This window comes from Rhizobium sp. SVR5-2C, assembly GCF_056755115.1.
In genome coordinates, this window is the sequence record NZ_JBNDHT010000139.1 from 1 (window position 1) to 18,390 (window position 18,390).

General features: G+C 59.5%; 15 protein-coding genes and 1 tRNA gene. 15 read left to right on the top strand and 1 reads right to left on the bottom strand.

Annotated elements, in window-relative coordinates:
* From ACPYOI_RS28695 to rpoC, 11 genes are all read left to right on the top strand, one after another.
* A partial coding sequence (locus tag ACPYOI_RS28695; protein ID WP_481423690.1) for an EF-Tu C-terminal domain-related protein occupies positions 1-252 on the top strand: 252 nt, incomplete at its 5' end.
* Between the two features lie 163 nt (positions 253-415).
* Positions 416-1,309 (top strand): NAD-dependent epimerase/dehydratase family protein, encoded by an 894-nt coding sequence (locus ACPYOI_RS28700; RefSeq protein WP_481417966.1) that lies wholly within the window; start codon positions 416-418, stop codon positions 1,307-1,309.
* Positions 1,310-1,447: 138 nt separating this feature from the next.
* Positions 1,448-1,523: transfer RNA gene (locus ACPYOI_RS28705), tRNA-Trp, on the top strand.
* 187 nt (positions 1,524-1,710) lie between these two features.
* A complete protein-coding gene (gene secE / locus ACPYOI_RS28710; RefSeq protein ID WP_168829306.1) occupies positions 1,711-1,911 on the top strand; it encodes a preprotein translocase subunit SecE in 201 nt (66 codons plus the stop codon).
* 17 nt (positions 1,912-1,928) lie between these two features.
* On the top strand, positions 1,929-2,459 hold the full coding sequence (gene nusG / locus ACPYOI_RS28715) for a transcription termination/antitermination protein NusG (RefSeq protein WP_168829307.1): 531 nt from the start codon (positions 1,929-1,931) through the stop codon (positions 2,457-2,459).
* 176 nt (positions 2,460-2,635) lie between these two features.
* The gene (gene rplK, locus ACPYOI_RS28720; protein ID WP_168829308.1) at positions 2,636-3,067 is read left to right on the top strand and encodes a 50S ribosomal protein L11; all 432 of its coding nucleotides are present in this window, start codon (positions 2,636-2,638) and stop codon (positions 3,065-3,067) included.
* A 1-nt stretch (position 3,068) separates the two neighbouring features.
* Positions 3,069-3,767 (top strand): 50S ribosomal protein L1, encoded by a 699-nt coding sequence (rplA, locus tag ACPYOI_RS28725; RefSeq protein ID WP_481417967.1) that lies wholly within the window; start codon positions 3,069-3,071, stop codon positions 3,765-3,767.
* Positions 3,768-4,098: 331 nt separating this feature from the next.
* Positions 4,099-4,617 carry a 50S ribosomal protein L10 gene (gene rplJ / locus ACPYOI_RS28730; RefSeq protein WP_016553543.1) on the top strand — a complete coding sequence of 173 codons (519 nt, stop codon included), beginning with the start codon at positions 4,099-4,101 and terminating at the stop codon, positions 4,615-4,617.
* Positions 4,618-4,675: 58 nt separating this feature from the next.
* Positions 4,676-5,056 carry a 50S ribosomal protein L7/L12 gene (gene rplL / locus ACPYOI_RS28735; protein ID WP_168829310.1) on the top strand — a complete coding sequence of 127 codons (381 nt, stop codon included), beginning with the start codon at positions 4,676-4,678 and terminating at the stop codon, positions 5,054-5,056.
* A gap of 258 nt (positions 5,057-5,314) precedes the next feature.
* Positions 5,315-9,457, top strand: coding sequence for a DNA-directed RNA polymerase subunit beta (gene rpoB, locus ACPYOI_RS28740; protein WP_481417968.1), 4,143 nt, complete (start codon positions 5,315-5,317; stop codon positions 9,455-9,457).
* Between the two features lie 188 nt (positions 9,458-9,645).
* Positions 9,646-13,857 (top strand): DNA-directed RNA polymerase subunit beta', encoded by a 4,212-nt coding sequence (gene rpoC / locus ACPYOI_RS28745; RefSeq protein WP_481423691.1) that lies wholly within the window; start codon positions 9,646-9,648, stop codon positions 13,855-13,857.
* A gap of 170 nt (positions 13,858-14,027) precedes the next feature.
* Here rpoC and ACPYOI_RS28750 read toward each other — a convergent pair whose 3' ends face one another.
* On the bottom strand, positions 14,028-14,321 hold the full coding sequence (locus ACPYOI_RS28750) for a transcriptional regulator (RefSeq protein ID WP_168829313.1): 294 nt from the start codon (positions 14,319-14,321) through the stop codon (positions 14,028-14,030).
* A gap of 500 nt (positions 14,322-14,821) precedes the next feature.
* Between ACPYOI_RS28750 and rpsL the strand changes: the two genes are divergently transcribed.
* The 4 genes from rpsL to ACPYOI_RS28770 all read left to right on the top strand — a co-directional run.
* Positions 14,822-15,193 (top strand): 30S ribosomal protein S12, encoded by a 372-nt coding sequence (gene rpsL, locus ACPYOI_RS28755; RefSeq protein ID WP_003547537.1) that lies wholly within the window; start codon positions 14,822-14,824, stop codon positions 15,191-15,193.
* A 76-nt stretch (positions 15,194-15,269) separates the two neighbouring features.
* Positions 15,270-15,740, top strand: a complete 471-nt coding sequence (rpsG, locus tag ACPYOI_RS28760) for a 30S ribosomal protein S7 (RefSeq protein WP_168829314.1) — start codon at positions 15,270-15,272, stop codon at positions 15,738-15,740.
* 30 nt (positions 15,741-15,770) lie between these two features.
* Positions 15,771-17,870 (top strand): elongation factor G, encoded by a 2,100-nt coding sequence (gene fusA / locus ACPYOI_RS28765; RefSeq protein ID WP_481417336.1) that lies wholly within the window; start codon positions 15,771-15,773, stop codon positions 17,868-17,870.
* 68 nt (positions 17,871-17,938) lie between these two features.
* Positions 17,939-18,390, top strand: a 452-nt coding sequence (locus ACPYOI_RS28770) for a GTP-binding protein (protein ID WP_481423692.1), incomplete at its 3' end; no start/stop codon positions are given.

Genomic DNA, 18,390 nt, shown 5'->3' on the forward strand with positions numbered 1-18,390 from the left:
CTGACGAAGGAAGAAGGCGGCCGTCATACGCCGTTCTTCACCAACTACCGTCCGCAGTTCTACTTCCGCACGACTGATGTGACCGGCATCGTCACGCTGCCGGAAGGCACGGAAATGGTCATGCCGGGCGACAACGTCACGGTTGACGTCGAACTGATCGTTCCGATCGCCATGGAAGAAAAGCTGCGCTTCGCCATCCGCGAAGGCGGCCGCACCGTCGGCGCCGGCATCGTCGCAAGCATCGTCGAGTAATCTTCGACTTATCGTGAATTCAAGAAGCCCCGCTGGAAACAGCGGGGCTTCTCTCGTTCTGGGGCAGGGGCCGCCGGGATTGCGCGGGGGTCTCCTCCATGACCTTGCGCTGCCCCTCAAAGACATTATTTTTGCTCCGAACTCATGCAGCGGAGGAGATTTCATGAAGAAGCGTATTCTTTTTACCGGCGGCTCTGGCAAGGCCGGCCGGCATGTCGTGCCGTGGCTCATCAACGCCGGCTATGACGTGCACAATGTCGATCTTGTTCCGCTCGACAGCCCCGGTGTCACCAACCTGATCGCCGATATCACCGATAGCGGTCAGGTCTTCAACGTATTGTCGATGCATCGCGATTTTCCCGATCTCGACACGGGAGAGGGCGTCAAGGGCTTCGACGCCGTCGTGCATTTTGCCGCCATCCCGCGCATTCTCATCAAGCCGGACAACGAGACCTTCCGCATCAACACGATGGGCACCTACAATGTCATCGAGGCTGCGGTGAAACTCGGCGTGCGGAAAATCATCCTTGCGTCGAGCGAGACGACCTACGGCGTCTGCTTCGCGGAGGGACAGAAGGATTTTCATCAGTTTCCGCTGGAAGAGGACTACGACGTCGATCCTATGGACAGCTATGGCCTGTCGAAGGTGCTGAACGAGAAGACGGCACGCGCCTTTGCCGAGCGTTCCGGTGCCGATATCTATGCGCTGCGCATAGGTAATGTCATCGAACCGCATGAATATGAGAAATTTCGCGGCTTTGTTGCCAATCCCGAGACGCGCAGGCGCAACGCCTGGAACTATGTCGATGCCCGCGATCTGGCGCAGATTGTCCATCTGTGCATCGGGAAGGACGGACTGGGCTTCCAGGTATTCAATGCCGTGAATGACACCGTGACGGCCAACATGCCGTCGAAGGAACTCGCCAGGCGCTTTTTCCCGAATGTGCCCTTTACCCGCGAGATCGGGGAATACGAGGGCTTGCTCTCGAACCGCAAGATCCGCGAAGTCCTCGGCTTCAAGGAAGAGCATGACTGGCGCAAGTACGTGAAGATCTGATCGCAGGGCCATCCGGTGACGCGGGATTGGAAAAATAGAAAAACGCACTTGCCAATCCCGCACTCCCGCCTTAAAGGAGCGCCATGCTTGCACGAAGCGCTTCGGCCGCAAGGTCAAAGGGCTGAATGTAAAGCGTAAAGGGGTATAGCTCAGCTGGTAGAGCGGCGGTCTCCAAAACCGCAGGTCGGGGGTTCGAGCCCCTCTGCCCCTGCCATCTTCTTCGAACGGAAAAGCGCGGACGTTCTCGCAGCGTTCCGGCGGAGAGGGCATATGGCAAATTTCGCTAAACTTCGCATTCCCTCTTGTGAAATTGGGAATTGATGTTTATGTAGGTTCAACAGACACGCGGTGCGTGGGGCTGAGACGTTCAGCTTTACGCGCCGTAATTGCGTGGGCAGTCGATGGCATCCAAATCCAATCCGTTTGCGTTCCTGCAGCAGGTTCGCGCCGAAACGTCCAAAGTTACCTGGCCGTCTCGCCGTGAAACCATGATCTCGACGATCATGGTGCTGGTCATGGTGGTTTTCGCCGCGCTGTTTTTCTTTGCTGCTGACCAGCTGATTGGCTGGGCCCTGAGCTTCGTGCTCAACACCAGCAACTGATCGGGTGGAGATATTAGATGGCGGCACGTTGGTACATCGTCCACGCGTATTCGAATTTTGAAAAGAAGGTCGCAGAAGACATCGAGAACAAGGCTCGTCAGAAGGGTCTCGAGCATCTTTTCGAGAAGATCCTTGTGCCGACCGAAAAGGTGGTTGAAGTGCGCCGTGGCCGCAAGGTCGACAGCGAGCGCAAGTTCTTCCCGGGTTACGTCATGGTTCGTGCGAACCTGACGGACGAAGCCTACCACCTGATCAAGAACACGCCGAAGGTCACAGGCTTCCTCGGCTCCGACAACAAGCCGGTTCCGATTCCGGACTCCGAGGCCGAGCGCATTCTCGGCCAGGTCCAGGAAGGTGTCGAGCGGCCGAAGGCTTCCGTTACCTTCGAGATCGGTGAGCAGGTCCGCGTTTCCGACGGTCCGTTCGCATCGTTCAACGGCACGGTTCAGGACGTGGATGAGGAGCGTTCGCGCCTGAAGGTGGAAGTCTCGATCTTCGGCCGCGCGACCCCGGTCGAACTGGAATACGGTCAGGTCGAAAAGGTCTGATTTTAGCAATCGGACGTCGGTCATTCCTGATTGACGTCTGCGGTGAAAGCCGCAAGCCGCGTGGAAGGTGAGGGGTCTTAGCCGGGCTCTTAAAATCCGCACCACGCAACCGCAGCCGCCGGAGCAGTCCGGCATCCCTGGCCGGGCAACCGGTCATCAATGAAAGGCAGAGAGTTATGGCTAAGAAAGTTGCAGGCCAGCTCAAGCTTCAGGTCAAGGCAGGATCGGCAAACCCGTCCCCGCCGATCGGCCCGGCGCTTGGTCAGCGTGGCATTAACATCATGGAATTCTGCAAGGCGTTCAATGCCGCCACGCAGGAAATGGAAAAGGGTATGCCGATTCCGGTCGTCATCACCTATTACCAGGACAAGTCCTTTACCTTCGCGATGAAGCAGCCGCCTGTCAGCTACTTCCTCAAGAAGGAAGCGAAGATTCAGTCCGGTTCCAAGACGCCCGGCAAGGGCGCTACCGCCGGCAAGCTGACCAAGGCTCAGATCAAGTCGATCGCCGAAGCCAAGATGAAGGACCTGAACGCCGCGGATATCGAAGGCGCAATGGCCATGATCGAGGGCTCTGCCCGCGCCATGGGCCTGGAAGTGGTGGCGTAACATGGCAAAGCTCGCAAAGCGTATTCAGAAGATCCGCGAAGGCGTCGATCCGACCAAGCTGGTCGCGCTGACGGACGCCATCTCGATGGTCAAGGCCCGAGCGATCGCCAAGTTCGACGAGACCGTCGAAATCGCGATGAACCTCGGCGTCGATCCGCGTCATGCTGACCAGATGGTCCGTGGCGTCGTCAATCTGCCGAACGGCACGGGCCGCGACGTTCGCGTCGCCGTTTTCGCCCGTGGCGCCAAGGCCGACGAAGCCAAGGCAGCCGGTGCCGACATTGTCGGCGCGGAAGACCTGGTTGAAATCGTTCAGGGTGGCAAGATCGATTTCGATCGCGTCATCGCGACCCCGGACATGATGCCGCTCGTCGGCCGTCTCGGTAAGGTGCTCGGCCCGCGCGGCATGATGCCGAACCCGAAGGTCGGAACGGTCACCATGGACGTTACTGGCGCGATCAAGGCCTCCAAGGGCGGCGCCGTCGAGTTTCGCGTCGAGAAGGCTGGTATCGTTCATGCCGGTATCGGCAAGGCGTCCTTCGATGCAAAGGCTCTGGAAGAAAACATCCGTGCCTTCGCCGATGCCGTCATCAAGGCAAAGCCGGCTGGTGCAAAGGGCAACTACGTCAAGCGCGTGGCAATCTCTTCGACCATGGGCCCGGGCGTCAAGATCGACCCGTCGTCGGTCACGGCCGCTTAACAAGTTTCATCGGGCGTTTGCCCGGTAGCAAGAATTCCGGCCTCGCAAGGGGCCGGAATATTCCGGAGAAATCCGGAATCCTGTCCGAGATTGCAGGTGGTTTTCCCTTAATCACTTGGCCTGCATGAGACGGGTAAGACCCGAATTGCATGAAGTTCTGCTTCTAGGAATTTGGTTCGAGCCTTGGATGCCTTGTGCCTTCGGCCTTTCTTTGGCGCGAAGCGCGAGGGGACAGGATCCTCAAGCGCCGCTTGGGATCGCTTCTGATCCCGGGAGGCAAAAGGCAACCCGGTGGGGCCCGTCAAAAGGTCCTGCCAACTGGAGATAGGCAGTGGAAAGAGCGGAAAAACGCGAATTCGTCACGGAACTGAACGAAGTCTTCAAGGCTTCGGGCTCGGTTGTCGTGGCCCACTATGCTGGTGCTACAGTCGCGCAGATGAACGACTTCCGTTCGAAGATGCGCGCTGCTGGCGGCACCGTCAAAGTCGCGAAGAACCGCCTGGCCAAAATCGCCCTTCAGGGTACGGAAGCGGAAGGGATCTCTGGTCTCTTCACCGGTCAGACGCTCATTGCATACAGCAATGACCCGATCACCGCTCCGAAAGTCGTCGTGGATTTCGCCAAGACCAACGATAAGATCGTTGTCCTCGGTGGCGCCATGGGAACAACCACGCTCAACGCCGATGCAGTCAAGTCGCTTGCGACCCTGCCGTCGTTGGACGAACTGCGCGCGAAGCTGCTGGGCATGATCCAGACTCCGGCTACCCGTATCGCAGGCGTTGTTGCAGCACCGGCAAGCCAGCTTGCTCGCGTGTTTTCGGCTTACGCCAAGAAGGACGAAGCCGCATAAGGCGGTTTTTTGCTGTTTATAAACAACCGGTTCGAACCGAACAAAAGGAACTGATAAAATGGCTGATCTCGCAAAGATCGTAGACGACCTCTCCTCGCTGACCGTTCTGGAAGCTGCAGAACTGTCCAAGCTTCTCGAAGAAAAGTGGGGCGTTTCCGCTGCTGCTCCGGTCGCTGTTGCTGCCGTTGCTGGCGGTGCAGGCGCTGCTGCTGCTGCTGAAGAAGAAAAGACCGAGTTCGACGTCATCCTCACGGATGCCGGCGCCAACAAGATCAACGTCATCAAGGAAGTCCGCGCCATCACCGGCCTCGGCCTCAAGGAAGCCAAGGACCTCGTCGAAGGCGCTCCGAAGGCTGTCAAGGAAGCCGTTTCCAAGGCTGAAGCCGCTGACATCAAGAAGAAGCTTGAAGACGCAGGCGCAAAGGCCGACGTCAAGTAATCTTGAACTGCATCTGGGAGGCGGTATTTGCCGTCTCCCGTTTGCCGTTTTTATGAACGAATTACCCAAAAGCCGCGTGAAACCGGCTTTTGGGTAATGGGTTCTTCAAGAGCATGGTCTCGAACCGAAGCGCAAGGCAATCCGGCCGTGTGGCTTCGGGATGTGAGACGAGATTGAGATATCCATTGATTGACGGGATCGCCTGGCCAGCGGTTCCCGTCCGTTGCAGGCCCGGATGCAATTTTTGAAGGAGCGACGATGGCTCAGACCCTTTCGTTCAATGGTCGTAGGCGCGTACGCAAGTTTTTTGGTAAGATCCCCGAAGTCGCAGAAATGCCGAACCTCATCGAGGTTCAAAAGGCATCCTACGACCAATTCCTGATGGTAGAAGAGCCGAAGGGCGGCCGCCCTGACGAAGGCCTTCAGGCCGTCTTCAAGTCAGTTTTCCCGATCACGGACTTCTCTGGCGCTTCGATGCTGGAATTCGTGTCCTATGAATTCGAGCCGCCGAAGTTCGACGTCGACGAGTGCCGCCAGCGCGACCTGACCTACGCAGCGCCGCTGAAGGTTACCCTCCGTCTCATCGTGTTCGATATCGATGAGGATACCGGCGCGAAGTCGATCAAGGACATCAAGGAACAGTCGGTCTACATGGGCGACATGCCGCTCATGACGAACAACGGTACGTTCATCGTGAACGGCACCGAACGCGTTATCGTGTCCCAGATGCACCGTTCGCCGGGCGTCTTCTTCGACCACGACAAGGGCAAGAGCCATTCTTCCGGCAAGCTGCTCTTCGCTGCCCGCGTGATCCCGTACCGCGGTTCCTGGCTCGACATCGAGTTCGACGCCAAGGACATCGTCTATGCCCGTATCGACCGCCGCCGCAAGATTCCGGTGAGCTCGCTGCTGATGGCCCTCGGCATGGACGGCGAGGAAATCCTCGACACGTTCTATACGAAGTCGCTCTACAAGCGCGACGGCCAGGGCTGGCGTATTCCCTTCAAGCCGGAAACGCTGAAGGGTGCCAAGGCGATCACCGAGATGGTCGACGCCGACACCGGCGAAGTCGTTGTCGAAGCCGGCAAGAAGCTGACGCCGCGTCTGCTCCGCCAGCTCTCCGACAAGGGCCTCAAGGCTCTGAAGGCGACGGACGACGATCTGTATGGCAACTATCTTGCCGAAGACATCGTCAACTACTCGACGGGTGAGATCTATCTGGAAGCCGGCGACGAGATCGACGAGAAGACCCTACCGGTCATTCTCTCCAACGGTTTCGACGAGATCCCGGTTCTCGGCATCGACCACATCAATGTCGGCGCCTACATCCGCAACACGCTCACGGCAGACAAGAACGAGAACCGTCAGGACGCTCTGTTCGACATCTACCGCGTCATGCGTCCGGGTGAACCGCCGACAATCGACTCGGCGGAAGCCATGTTCAACTCGCTGTTCTTCGATGCGGAGCGGTACGACCTCTCTGCCGTTGGCCGCGTGAAGATGAACATGCGTCTCGACCTCGACGTTGAAGACACCGTTCGCGTTCTGCGCAAGGACGACATCCTGGCCGTGGTCAAGATGCTCGTCGAGCTGCGCGACGGCAAGGGCGAAATCGACGACATCGACAACCTCGGCAACCGTCGTGTTCGCTCTGTCGGCGAATTGATGGAAAACCAGTACCGTCTCGGCCTGCTCCGCATGGAGCGTGCGATCAAGGAACGTATGTCCTCGATCGAAATCGACACGGTCATGCCGCAGGACCTGATCAACGCGAAGCCGGCAGCTGCCGCCGTCCGTGAATTCTTCGGCTCCTCGCAGCTGTCGCAGTTCATGGACCAGGTGAATCCGCTTTCGGAAATCACCCACAAGCGTCGTCTATCGGCTCTTGGCCCGGGTGGTCTGACCCGCGAGCGCGCAGGCTTCGAAGTCCGCGACGTTCACCCGACCCACTACGGCCGCATTTGCCCGATCGAAACGCCTGAGGGACCGAACATCGGTCTGATCAACTCGCTTGCGACCTTCGCCCGCGTCAACAAGTACGGTTTCATCGAAAGCCCGTACCGCCGCATCGTTGATGGCAAGGTGACGAACGACGTGCTTTACCTCTCCGCCATGGAAGAGGCGAAGTACTACGTCGCGCAGGCGAACGCCGAGCTTGGCGCCGACGGTTCCTTCACCGACGAATTCGTCGTTTGCCGTCATGCGGGCGAAGTTATGCTCGCTCCGCGCGACAGCATGAACCTGATGGACGTTTCGCCGAAGCAGGTTGTTTCGGTTGCTGCCGCTCTCATCCCGTTCCTGGAAAACGACGACGCCAACCGCGCTCTCATGGGCTCGAACATGCAGCGTCAGGCCGTTCCGCTGCTGCGTGCTGAAGCTCCGTTCGTCGGCACCGGTATGGAGCCGGTCGTTGCCCGCGACTCCGGCGCTGCTATCGGCGCCCGCCGTGGCGGCGTGGTCGACCAGGTCGACGCGACGCGTATCGTTATCCGCGCGACTGAGGACCTCGAAGCCGGCAAGTCCGGCGTCGATATCTACCGCCTGCAGAAGTTCCAGCGTTCGAACCAGAACACCTGCGTCAACCAGCGCCCGCTGGTCACCGTCGGTGACGTTGTCAACCGCGGCGACATCCTCGCCGACGGTCCGTCGACGGACCTGGGCGATCTCGCTCTCGGCCGCAACGCGCTCGTCGCGTTCATGCCGTGGAACGGTTACAACTACGAAGACTCGATCCTGCTCTCCGAGCGTATCGTTGCCGACGACGTGTTCACCTCTATCCACATCGAAGAATTCGAAGTGATGGCGCGTGATACCAAGCTTGGTCCGGAAGAAATCACGCGCGACATTCCGAACGTTTCGGAAGAAGCGCTGAAGAACCTCGACGAAGCCGGCATCGTTTACATCGGCGCCGAAGTTCAGCCGGGCGATATCCTCGTCGGCAAGATCACGCCGAAGGGCGAAAGCCCGATGACGCCGGAAGAAAAGCTTCTGCGCGCCATCTTTGGTGAAAAGGCTTCCGACGTCCGCGATACGTCCATGCGTATGCCGCCCGGCACCTACGGCACGATCGTCGAAGTGCGCGTCTTCAACCGCCACGGCGTTGAAAAGGACGAGCGTGCGATGGCGATCGAGCGCGAAGAAATCGAGCGTCTCGCAAAGGACCGCGACGACGAGCAGGCGATCCTCGACCGTAACGTCTACGGCCGTCTGGTCGACATGCTGCGCGGCCAGGTCGCGATCGCCGGTCCGAAGGGCTTCAAGAAGGGCACCGAACTTTCGAACGCCGTCGTTTCCGAATATCCCCGCTCGCAGTGGTGGATGTTCGCGGTCGAGGACGAGAAGGTCCAGAGCGAGCTCGAAGCTCTCCGTGGCCAGTACGACGAATCCAAGTCGCGCCTTGAACAGCGCTTCATGGACAAGGTCGAGAAGGTCCAGCGCGGCGACGAAATGCCTCCGGGCGTCATGAAGATGGTGAAGGTCTTCGTTGCTGTTAAGCGCAAGATCCAGCCAGGCGACAAGATGGCCGGCCGTCATGGTAACAAGGGTGTCGTGTCGCGCATCGTTCCGGTCGAAGACATGCCGTTCCTCGAAGACGGTACGCATGTCGACGTCGTTCTGAACCCGCTCGGCGTGCCTTCGCGCATGAACGTCGGCCAGATCCTCGAAACGCACCTCGGTTGGGCTTGCGCCGGCATGGGCAGGCAGATCGGCGAGATGATCGAAGCCTACAAGGCAAGCGGCAACATTGAACCGCTCCGCAAGACGATCGGCGACGTTGTCGGCGACGGTCCGAAGGCCGAACAGGTCCAGGACTTCGACGATGACTCGGTCCTGCGTCTTGCCGACCAGTGGAAGCGCGGCGTTTCGATCGCAACGCCGGTCTTCGACGGTGCGCATGAAGGCGACGTCAACGAGATGCTGCGTCTTGCAGGTCTCAAGGACTCCGGCCAGTCGACGCTTTACGATGGCCGTACGGGCGAGCAGTTCGACCGTCAGGTGACCGTGGGCTACATCTACATGCTGAAGCTCAACCACCTGGTCGACGACAAGATCCACGCCCGTTCGATCGGTCCGTACTCGCTAGTTACCCAGCAGCCGCTGGGCGGCAAGGCGCAGTTCGGCGGTCAGCGCTTCGGCGAAATGGAAGTCTGGGCTCTGGAAGCATACGGCGCAGCCTATACGCTACAGGAAATGCTGACGGTGAAGTCGGACGACGTTGCCGGCCGCACCAAGGTCTACGAAGCCATCGTTCGTGGCGACGATACGTTCGAAGCGGGTATTCCCGAAAGCTTCAATGTTCTCGTCAAGGAAATGCGCTCGCTCGGCCTCAGCGTCGAGCTGGAAAACTCGAAGGTCGAGGATTCCCAGCAGGCGAGCGCGCTGCCGGACGCAGCCGAGTAACCACTTGATAGGGTGTGCGCTGTAAGGCGGCGCACACCGTTCCCGCCGAGGCCCCGTAGTGTGTCGGCCGGGCAGGGACGTTTCTGCCGCATTTTGCGGTTATTGTCGTTTTACGCGTTGGCGCGGTTCCCGGGATTTGCCGCTGACCATCGCAAGCTAAGGGCGCTTCGCCCACAAAGGAGACAGGCATGAACCAAGAGGTCATGAATCTTTTCAATCCGCAGGTGCCTGCACAGAATTTCGACTCCATCCGGATTTCGATCGCCTCTCCGGAGAAGATTCTCTCCTGGTCTTACGGTGAGATCAAGAAGCCGGAAACCATCAACTACCGCACGTTCAAGCCGGAACGCGACGGCCTCTTCTGCGCGCGCATCTTCGGGCCAATCAAGGACTACGAGTGCCTGTGCGGCAAGTACAAGCGCATGAAGTACAAGGGCATCATCTGCGAAAAGTGCGGCGTCGAAGTCACGCTGTCGCGCGTTCGCCGCGAGCGCATGGGCCATATCGAGCTCGCCGCCCCGGTTGCCCACATCTGGTTCCTGAAGTCGCTGCCGAGCCGCATTTCCACTCTGCTCGACATGACGCTGAAGGATGTCGAGCGCGTTCTCTACTTCGAAAATTACATCGTCACGGAGCCCGGCCTCACCGCGCTCAAGGAGCATCAGCTCCTGAGCGAAGAAGAGTACATGATCGCCGTCGACGAATACGGCGAAGACCAGTTCACGGCCATGATCGGCGCTGAAGCCATCTACGAGATGCTGGCCTCGATGAACCTCGAGAAGATCGCTGGCGATCTGCGCTCCGAGCTTGCCGACACCACGTCGGACCTCAAGCAGAAGAAGCTGATGAAGCGCCTGAAGATCGTCGAGAACTTCATGGAGTCAGGCAACCGTCCGGAATGGATGATCATGAAGGTCGTTCCGGTGATCCCGCCGGATCTGCGTCCGCTGGTCCCGCTCGACGGCGGCCGCTTCGCGACGTCCGACCTCAACGATCTCTATCGCCGCGTCATCAACCGCAACAACCGTCTGAAGCGCCTGATCGAGCTTCGTGCGCCGGGCATCATCATCCGCAACGAAAAGCGCATGCTGCAGGAATCTGTAGACGCGCTGTTCGACAACGGCCGCCGCGGCCGCGTCATCACCGGCGCCAACAAGCGTCCGCTGAAGTCGCTGTCCGACATGCTGAAGGGCAAGCAGGGCCGCTTCCGCCAGAACCTGCTCGGCAAGCGCGTCGACTATTCCGGCCGTTCGGTCATCGTGACCGGTCCGGAGCTGAAGCTGCACCAGTGCGGCCTGCCGAAGAAGATGGCGCTCGAACTCTTCAAGCCGTTCATCTACGCCCGTCTCGACGCCAAGGGTTACTCCTCGACCGTCAAGCAGGCGAAGAAGCTCGTCGAGAAGGAAAAGCCGGAAGTCTGGGATATCCTCGACGAGGTCATCCGCGAGCATCCGGTTCTGCTCAACCGCGCACCGACGCTGCACCGCCTGGGCATCCAGGCCTTCGAACCGACCCTGGTCGAAGGCAAGGCGATCCAGCTGCACCCGCTCGTCTGCACGGCCTTCAACGCCGACTTCGACGGTGACCAGATGGCCGTTCACGTGCCGCTGTCGCTCGAAGCCCAGCTCGAAGCCCGCGTGCTGATGATGTCGACGAACAACATCCTGCACCCGGCAAACGGCGCACCGATCATCGTTCCGTCGCAGGACATGGTTCTCGGCCTGTACTACCTCTCGATCATGAATCAGAACGAGCCGGGCGAAGGCATGGCCTTCTCCGACCTCGGCGAACTGCATCATGCTCTCGAAAGCAAGGTCGTCACGCTGCACACCAAGATCCGCGGCCGCTTCAAGACGGTCGACGAGGATGGCAAGCCCGTCTCCAAGATCTACGAGACGACTCCTGGCCGCCTGCTGATCGGCGAACTGCTGCCGAAGAACCACAAGGTGCCGTTCGACATCTGCAACCAGGAAATGACCAAGAAGAACATCTCCAAGATGATCGACACGGTCTACCGTCATTGCGGTCAGAAGGACACGGTCATTTTCTGCGACCGCATCATGCAGCTCGGCTTTGCTCACGCGTGCCGCGCCGGCATTTCGTTCGGCAAGGACGACATGGTCATTCCGGAAACCAAGGCAAAGATCGTTGGCGACACCGAAAACCTGGTCAAGGAATACGAGCAGCAGTACAACGACGGTCTGATTACCCAGGGCGAAAAGTACAACAAGGTTGTCGACGCCTGGGGCAAGGCTACCGAGAAGGTCGCCGAAGACATGATGGCCCGCATTAAGGCCGTCGAGTTCGACCCGAACACCGGTCGCCAGAAGCCGATGAACGCCATCTACATGATGTCGCACTCGGGTGCCCGTGGTTCGCCGAACCAGATGCGCCAGCTGGGCGGCATGCGCGGCCTCATGGCCAAGCCGTCGGGCGAAATCATCGAAACGCCGATCACCTCGAACTTCAAGGAAGGCCTGACCGTCAACGAGTACTTCAACTCGACGCACGGCGCCCGTAAGGGGCTGGCAGACACCGCCTTGAAGACGGCAAACTCGGGCTACCTGACCCGCCGTCTTGTCGACGTCGCGCAGGACTGCATCGTCAACTCCGTTGATTGCGGCACCGACAAGGGCCTCACCATGACCGCCATCGTCGATGCCGGTCAGGTCGTTGCTTCGCTCGGCGCACGTATCCTCGGCCGTACGGCTCTCGATGATATCGATCATCCGGTCACCGGCGAGCGTATCGTCGATGCCGGCAAGATGATCCTCGAGCCCGATGTCGCCGAAATCGAAAAGGCCGGCATCCAGTCGATCCGTATCCGTTCGGCACTGACCTGCGAAATCCAGACGGGTGTCTGCGCCGTTTGCTACGGTCGCGACCTCGCGCGCGGTACGCCGGTCAACATGGGCGAAGCGGTCGGCGTCATCGCCGCTCAGTCGATCGGCGAGCCGGGCACGCAGCTTACCATGCGTACGTTCCACCTTGGTGGCACGGCAACCGTGGTCGACCAGTCGTTCCTGGAAGCCTCGTATGAGGGTACGGTTCAGCTCAAGAACCGCAACCTGCTGCGCAACTCGGAAGGCAGCCTCGTTGCGATGGGCCGCAACATGACCGTCCAGATCCTGGACGAGCGTGGTGTCGAGCGCTCCTCGCAGCGCATTGCCTATGGTTCGAAGTTGCACGTCGACGAAGGCGACAAGGTCAAGCGCGGTCAGCGTCTGGCAGAGTGGGACCCCTACACCCGTCCGATGATGACGGAAGTAGCCGGTACCGTTCAGTTCGAAGACGTTGTCGACGGCCTCTCTGTCCTCGAAGCGACCGACGAATCGACCGGTATCACCAAGCGTCAGGTTATCGACTGGCGTTCGACCCCGCGTGGTTCGGACCTCAAGCCGGCAATCGTCATCAAGGACGCCAGCGGCAATGTCATGAAGCTGTCACGCGGTGGTGACGCGCGCTTCCTGCTCTCGGTCGATGCGATCCTGTCGGTCGAGCCGGGCACGAAGGTGTCGCAGGGTGACGTGCTTGCACGTTCGCCGCTCGAAAGCGCCAAGACCAAGGACATCACCGGTGGTCTGCCGCGCGTTGCCGAACTGTTCGAAGCTCGTCGTCCGAAGGACCACGCCATCATCGCTGAGATCGATGGTACGATCCGCCTCGGCCGCGACTACAAGAACAAGCGTCGCGTCATCATCGAGCCGGCGGAAGACGGTGTCGAGCCTGTCGAGTACCTGATCCCGAAGGGCAAGCCGTTCCATCTGCAGGATGGCGACTATATCGAAAAGGGTGACTACATCCTCGACGGTAACCCGGCACCGCATGACATCCTGGCGATCAAGGGCGTGGAGGCTCTGGCTTCCTACCTCGTCAACGAAATCCAGGAAGTCTACCGCTTGCAGGGCGTTGTCATCAACGACAAGCACATCGAAGTGATTGTCCGTCAGATGCTGCAGAAGGTGGAAATCACCGATGCGGGCGACTCGACCTATATCGTCGGCGACAATGTCGACCGTATCGAACTCGAGGACGTCAACGACGCGCTGATCGAACAGGGCAAGAAGCCTGCCTACGGCGATCCGGTTCTCCTCGGCATCACCAAGGCGTCGCTGCAGACTCCGTCCTTCATCTCGGCGGCTTCCTTCCAGGAAACGACGAAGGTGCTGACGGAAGCTGCGATCGCCGGCAAGACCGACGGCCTGCAGGGTCTCAAGGAAAACGTCATCGTCGGCCGTCTCATCCCGGCTGGTACGGGCGGCACCATGACCCAGATCCGGCGTATCGCCACATCGCGCGACGAGCTGATCCTCGAAGAGCGCCGCAAGGGCACGGGTGCGGAGGCCGCAACGCCGATGCTTCAGGACATGGCCAGCGAAAACGCCCCGGCTGCCGAGTAACGGCAGCTTCGGCCAGCGAATTGAAAACCGCCCGGAGCGATCCGGGCGGTTTTTGTTTTTCGTCGTGATGGCCTGCAGTTTGCTCAGCCCTCGCGATTTTCCAGGGACAATCCGCGGTCTCTTTCGTGGGAGGGCTGGAGACTGGCCGGTCGTCCGGCTCCGTCATGCTTTCAATTGAATCGAATGATGGAGACTTCGCCTTCGAGGGCGCCCTGGTAGGCCGAGGCGTGCGGCTCCTCTTCCGGCACATCGGTCAGCAGGCCGATCTGGTCGAGGTCGGCTTCGATGAAGCCTTCTTCGGCGAGCGCGTTCAGCGCCTCGCGCACCGCGCTGTCATCGTCGGCCGCCCTCAACATGACGTGCAGGTCGACGCCCTCGCTGCCATCGGACTCGTATCCCTTGCCAATGATGATGAAGATCATCGGCTCGGCGGTGTTATTGTCGTTGTCGGGCTTCTCGATCATTCATCATCCTTTTGAACATTAACGATTCGAACACTCGAATCCGTTTACACGGGCGCGCAGCCTGCCAAGGCCGATTCCTTAGCCGCTTTTGCTGCAATGCCCAAGTTCAAGTTGGAGCGCAGCGTGCAATTCGTCTAAAAGCCTTCAAAGAGCGCAGGAAGCCCGGGTTTCAAGGCGATCCGCCGAAGATTATTTCTTAACCGGCCTTGACGAAGCTGTGGGAAACCAGTAGTACCCGCGCCATCGGAACCCATGTGAGGCATGGCTGTCTGGAGCGTCGCGCTCTGGAGTTTTCCTCAAACAAGGTTCGAAACGCACGTTGAAGATATGATGCCTGCACGCATGACGCATGTCTTTTTTGCGTCCTCTGCCTCCAGTGGTCCATCTGCGCAAGCGGATCGGGCCACATTTTGCGCATTGACGACAGCCGTGTGGTCTTGCCGGAGACGGCGTGAGTTGCGCCCGCAAGGGTTCGAAAGATAAACGTAAGGGATGGTTGAATGCCTACCGTAAACCAGCTGATCCGCAAGCCTCGCCAGGCGAACGTAAAGCGTAACAAGGTTCCTGCGCTGCAGGAGAACCCGCAGAAGCGCGGCGTTTGCACCCGCGTCTACACCACGACGCCGAAGAAGCCGAACTCGGCTCTGCGTAAGGTTGCCAAGATCCGCCTCACCAACGGCTTTGAAGTCATTGGTTACATCCCCGGCGAAGGTCACAACCTTCAGGAACACTCTGTCGTCATGATCCGTGGCGGCCGCGTCAAGGACCTTCCGGGTGTTCGTTACCACATCATCCGCGGCGTTCTCGATACTCAGGGTGTCAAGAACCGCAAGCAGCGCCGTTCGAAGTACGGTGCGAAGCGTCCGAAGTAATTCGGTTTTGGTTTTCCGGCGCTGCGCGAGGTTCTCCGCGTGATAAAGCGCCTTAACAGTTAAAGAGACGAGAAGTATGTCCAGACGTCACAGAGCAGAAAAGCGCGAGATCAACCCGGACCCGAAGTTCGGCGACCTGGTTGTCACGAAGTTCATGAATGCCATCATGCTCGATGGCAAGAAGTCCGTCGCCGAAAACATCGTCTACGGTGCGTTCGACTCCGTACAGGGCAAGTCCAAGCAGGAGCCGCTCGCGGTTTTCCATGCTGCGCTCGACAACATTGCCCCGCACGTTGAAGTCCGCTCGCGCCGCGTCGGTGGCGCGACCTACCAGGTTCCTGTCGATGTTCGTCCGGAGCGCCGTCAGGCTCTTGCCATTCGCTGGCTCATCGCTGCTGCCCGCAAGCGCAACGAAACGACCATGGTTGACCGCCTTTCCGGCGAGCTTCTCGATGCATCCAACAACCGCGGCAGTGCCGTGAAGAAGCGCGAAGACACGCACAAGATGGCTGATGCCAACCGTGCGTTCTCGCACTATCGCTGGTAATCCCGAACGGGTATCGAAAGGCAGTCCACAATGGCTCGCGAATATAAAATCGAAGACTACCGAAATTTCGGTATCATGGCGCACATTGACGCCGGCAAGACCACGACCACCGAGCGTATTCTCTATTACACCGGCAAGTCGCACAAGATCGGTGAAGTTCACGATGGCGCAGCCACCATGGACTGGATGGAGCAGGAGCAGGAGCGTGGCATCACGATCACCTCCGCTGCGACCACGACCTTCTGGAAGGGCCGTGACGGCAAGATGCGCCGCTTCAACATCATCGACACCCCCGGCCACGTCGACTTCACCATCGAAGTCGAGCGTTCGCTGCGCGTTCTCGACGGTGCTATTGCTCTTCTTGACGCCAACGCCGGTGTTGAGCCGCAGACGGAAACCGTCTGGCGTCAGGCTGAGAAGTACAATGTTCCGCGCATGATCTTCTGCAACAAGATGGACAAGACCGGTGCGGACTTCTACCGCTCCGTCGAGATGATCAAGACTCGTCTCGGCGCAACGGCTGTCGTCATGCAGCTGCCGATCGGCGCAGAAAGCGACTTCAAGGGCGTTGTCGACCTGGTCGAGATGAACGCTCTCGTGTGGCGCGACGAGTCGCTTGGCGCACAGTGGGACGTGGTTGAAATTCCGGAAGACCTTAAGGCCAAGGCTGAAGAATATCGCGAAAAGCTGATCGAGACCGTTGTCGAGATCGACGAAGCCGCGATGGAAGCCTACCTCGAAGGCAACATGCCCGACAACGATCAGATCCGCGCGCTCGTCCGCCGCGGCACGATCGACGTCAAGTTCCACCCGATGTTCTGCGGCACCGCCTTCAAGAACAAGGGCGTTCAGCCGCTTCTCGACGCTGTTGTCGACTACCTGCCGTCGCCGCTCGACATTCCGGCGATCAAGGGCATCGACTTCAAGACCGAAGCCGAAATCGAGCGCCACGCTGACGACAGCGAGCCGCTTTCCATGCTCGCGTTCAAGATCATGAACGACCCGTTCGTCGGCTCGCTGACCTTCGCGCGCATCTACTCGGGCAAGCTCGAAAAGGGCTCCTCGGTTCTGAATACGGTCAAGGACAAGCGCGAGCGCGTCGGCCGCATGCTGCAGATGCACTCGAACTCCCGTGAAGACATCGAAGAAGCCTTCGCAGGCGACATCGTTGCTCTCGCCGGTCTCAAGGAAACCACCACGGGTGACACGCTCTGCGACCCGCTGAAGCCGGTTATCCTCGAGCGCATGGAGTTCCCGGAGCCGGTCATCCAGATCGCTATCGAGCCGAAGTCCAAGGGCGACCAGGAAAAGATGGGCCTCGCGCTCAACCGCCTGGCAGCCGAAGACCCGTCCTTCCGCGTGAAGACGGACCAGGAATCCGGTCAGACGATCATCGCCGGCATGGGCGAACTGCACCTCGACATCATCGTCGACCGCATGCGTCGTGAGTTCAAGGTAGAAGCAAACGTCGGCGCGCCGCAGGTTGCTTACCGCGAAACCATTACCCGCATGACCGAAGAAGATTACACGCACAAGAAGCAGACCGGTGGTACCGGCCAGTTCGCGCGCGTCAAGATCATCTTCGAACCGAACCCGGAAGGCGAAGACTTCAAGTTCGAATCGAAGATCGTCGGTGGTTCCGTTCCGAAGGAATACATCCCGGGCGTCCAGAAGGGCATCGAAAGCGTTCTGTCCTCTGGCCCGCTCGCTGGCTTCCCGATGCTGGGCGTCAAGGCGACGCTCATCGACGGTGCCTTCCACGACGTCGACTCGTCGGTTCTGGCGTTCGAAATCGCCTCGCGTGCTTGCTTCCGTGAAGCAGCCAAGAAGGCCGGCGCTCAGCTCCTCGAGCCGATGATGAGGGTCGAAGTCGTCACGCCGGAAGACTACGTCGGTGACGTTATCGGCGACCTCAACTCCCGCCGTGGTCAGATCCAGGGCCAGGAAAGCCGCGGTATTGCCGTCGTCATCAACGCCAACGTTCCGCTGGCGAACATGTTCAAGTACGTGGATAACCTGCGCTCCATGTCGCAGGGCCGTGCTCAGTACACGATGACCTTCGATCACTACTCGCCGGTCCCGTCGAACGTCGCAACTGAAATCCAGGCAAAGTATTCCGGTCAGAAGTGACCGGAATACCAATTGACCGATAACAAGAATTAGATCCCTTCGGGGGCTAGCAAAATGGAGAGCCGAAAATGGCAAAGAGTAAGTTTGAGCGCAACAAGCCGCACGTTAACATCGGCACGATCGGCCACGTTGACCACGGCAAGACGTCTCTGACGGCAGCGATCACCAAGTACTTCGGCGAGTTCAAGGCGTACGACCAGATCGACGCCGCTCCGGAAGAAAAGGCCCGCGGCATCACCATTTCGACGGCGCACGTCGAATACGAGACGGCCAACCGCCATTATGCTCACGTCGACTGCCCCGGCCACGCCGACTACGTCAAGAACATGATCACCGGTGCCGCCCAGATGGACGGCGCGATCCTGGTTTGCTCGGCCGCCGACGGCCCGATGCCGCAGACCCGCGAGCACATCCTGCTTGCCCGTCAGGTCGGCGTTCCTGCTATCGTCGTGTTCCTCAACAAGGTCGACCAGGTTGACGACGCCGAGCTTCTCGAACTCGTCGAGCTCGAAGTGCGCGA

Bases quoted from the DNA above. Each gene is read 5' to 3' on its own strand.
- ACPYOI_RS28700 (WP_481417966.1), top strand. From the start codon at position 416: ATGAAGAAGCGTATTCTTTTTACCGGCGGCTCTGGCAAGGCCGGCCGG.
- secE (WP_168829306.1), top strand. From the start codon at position 1,711: ATGGCATCCAAATCCAATCCGTTTGCGTTCCTGCAGCAGGTTCGCGCC.
- nusG (WP_168829307.1), top strand. From the start codon at position 1,929: ATGGCGGCACGTTGGTACATCGTCCACGCGTATTCGAATTTTGAAAAG.
- rplK (WP_168829308.1), top strand. From the start codon at position 2,636: ATGGCTAAGAAAGTTGCAGGCCAGCTCAAGCTTCAGGTCAAGGCAGGA.
- rplA (WP_481417967.1), top strand. From the start codon at position 3,069: ATGGCAAAGCTCGCAAAGCGTATTCAGAAGATCCGCGAAGGCGTCGAT.
- rplL (WP_168829310.1), top strand. From the start codon at position 4,676: ATGGCTGATCTCGCAAAGATCGTAGACGACCTCTCCTCGCTGACCGTT.
- rpoB (WP_481417968.1), top strand. From the start codon at position 5,315: ATGGCTCAGACCCTTTCGTTCAATGGTCGTAGGCGCGTACGCAAGTTT.
- rpoC (WP_481423691.1), top strand. From the start codon at position 9,646: ATGAACCAAGAGGTCATGAATCTTTTCAATCCGCAGGTGCCTGCACAG.
- ACPYOI_RS28750 (WP_168829313.1), bottom strand. From the start codon at position 14,321: ATGATCGAGAAGCCCGACAACGACAATAACACCGCCGAGCCGATGATC.
- rpsL (WP_003547537.1), top strand. From the start codon at position 14,822: ATGCCTACCGTAAACCAGCTGATCCGCAAGCCTCGCCAGGCGAACGTA.
- rpsG (WP_168829314.1), top strand. From the start codon at position 15,270: ATGTCCAGACGTCACAGAGCAGAAAAGCGCGAGATCAACCCGGACCCG.
- fusA (WP_481417336.1), top strand. From the start codon at position 15,771: ATGGCTCGCGAATATAAAATCGAAGACTACCGAAATTTCGGTATCATG.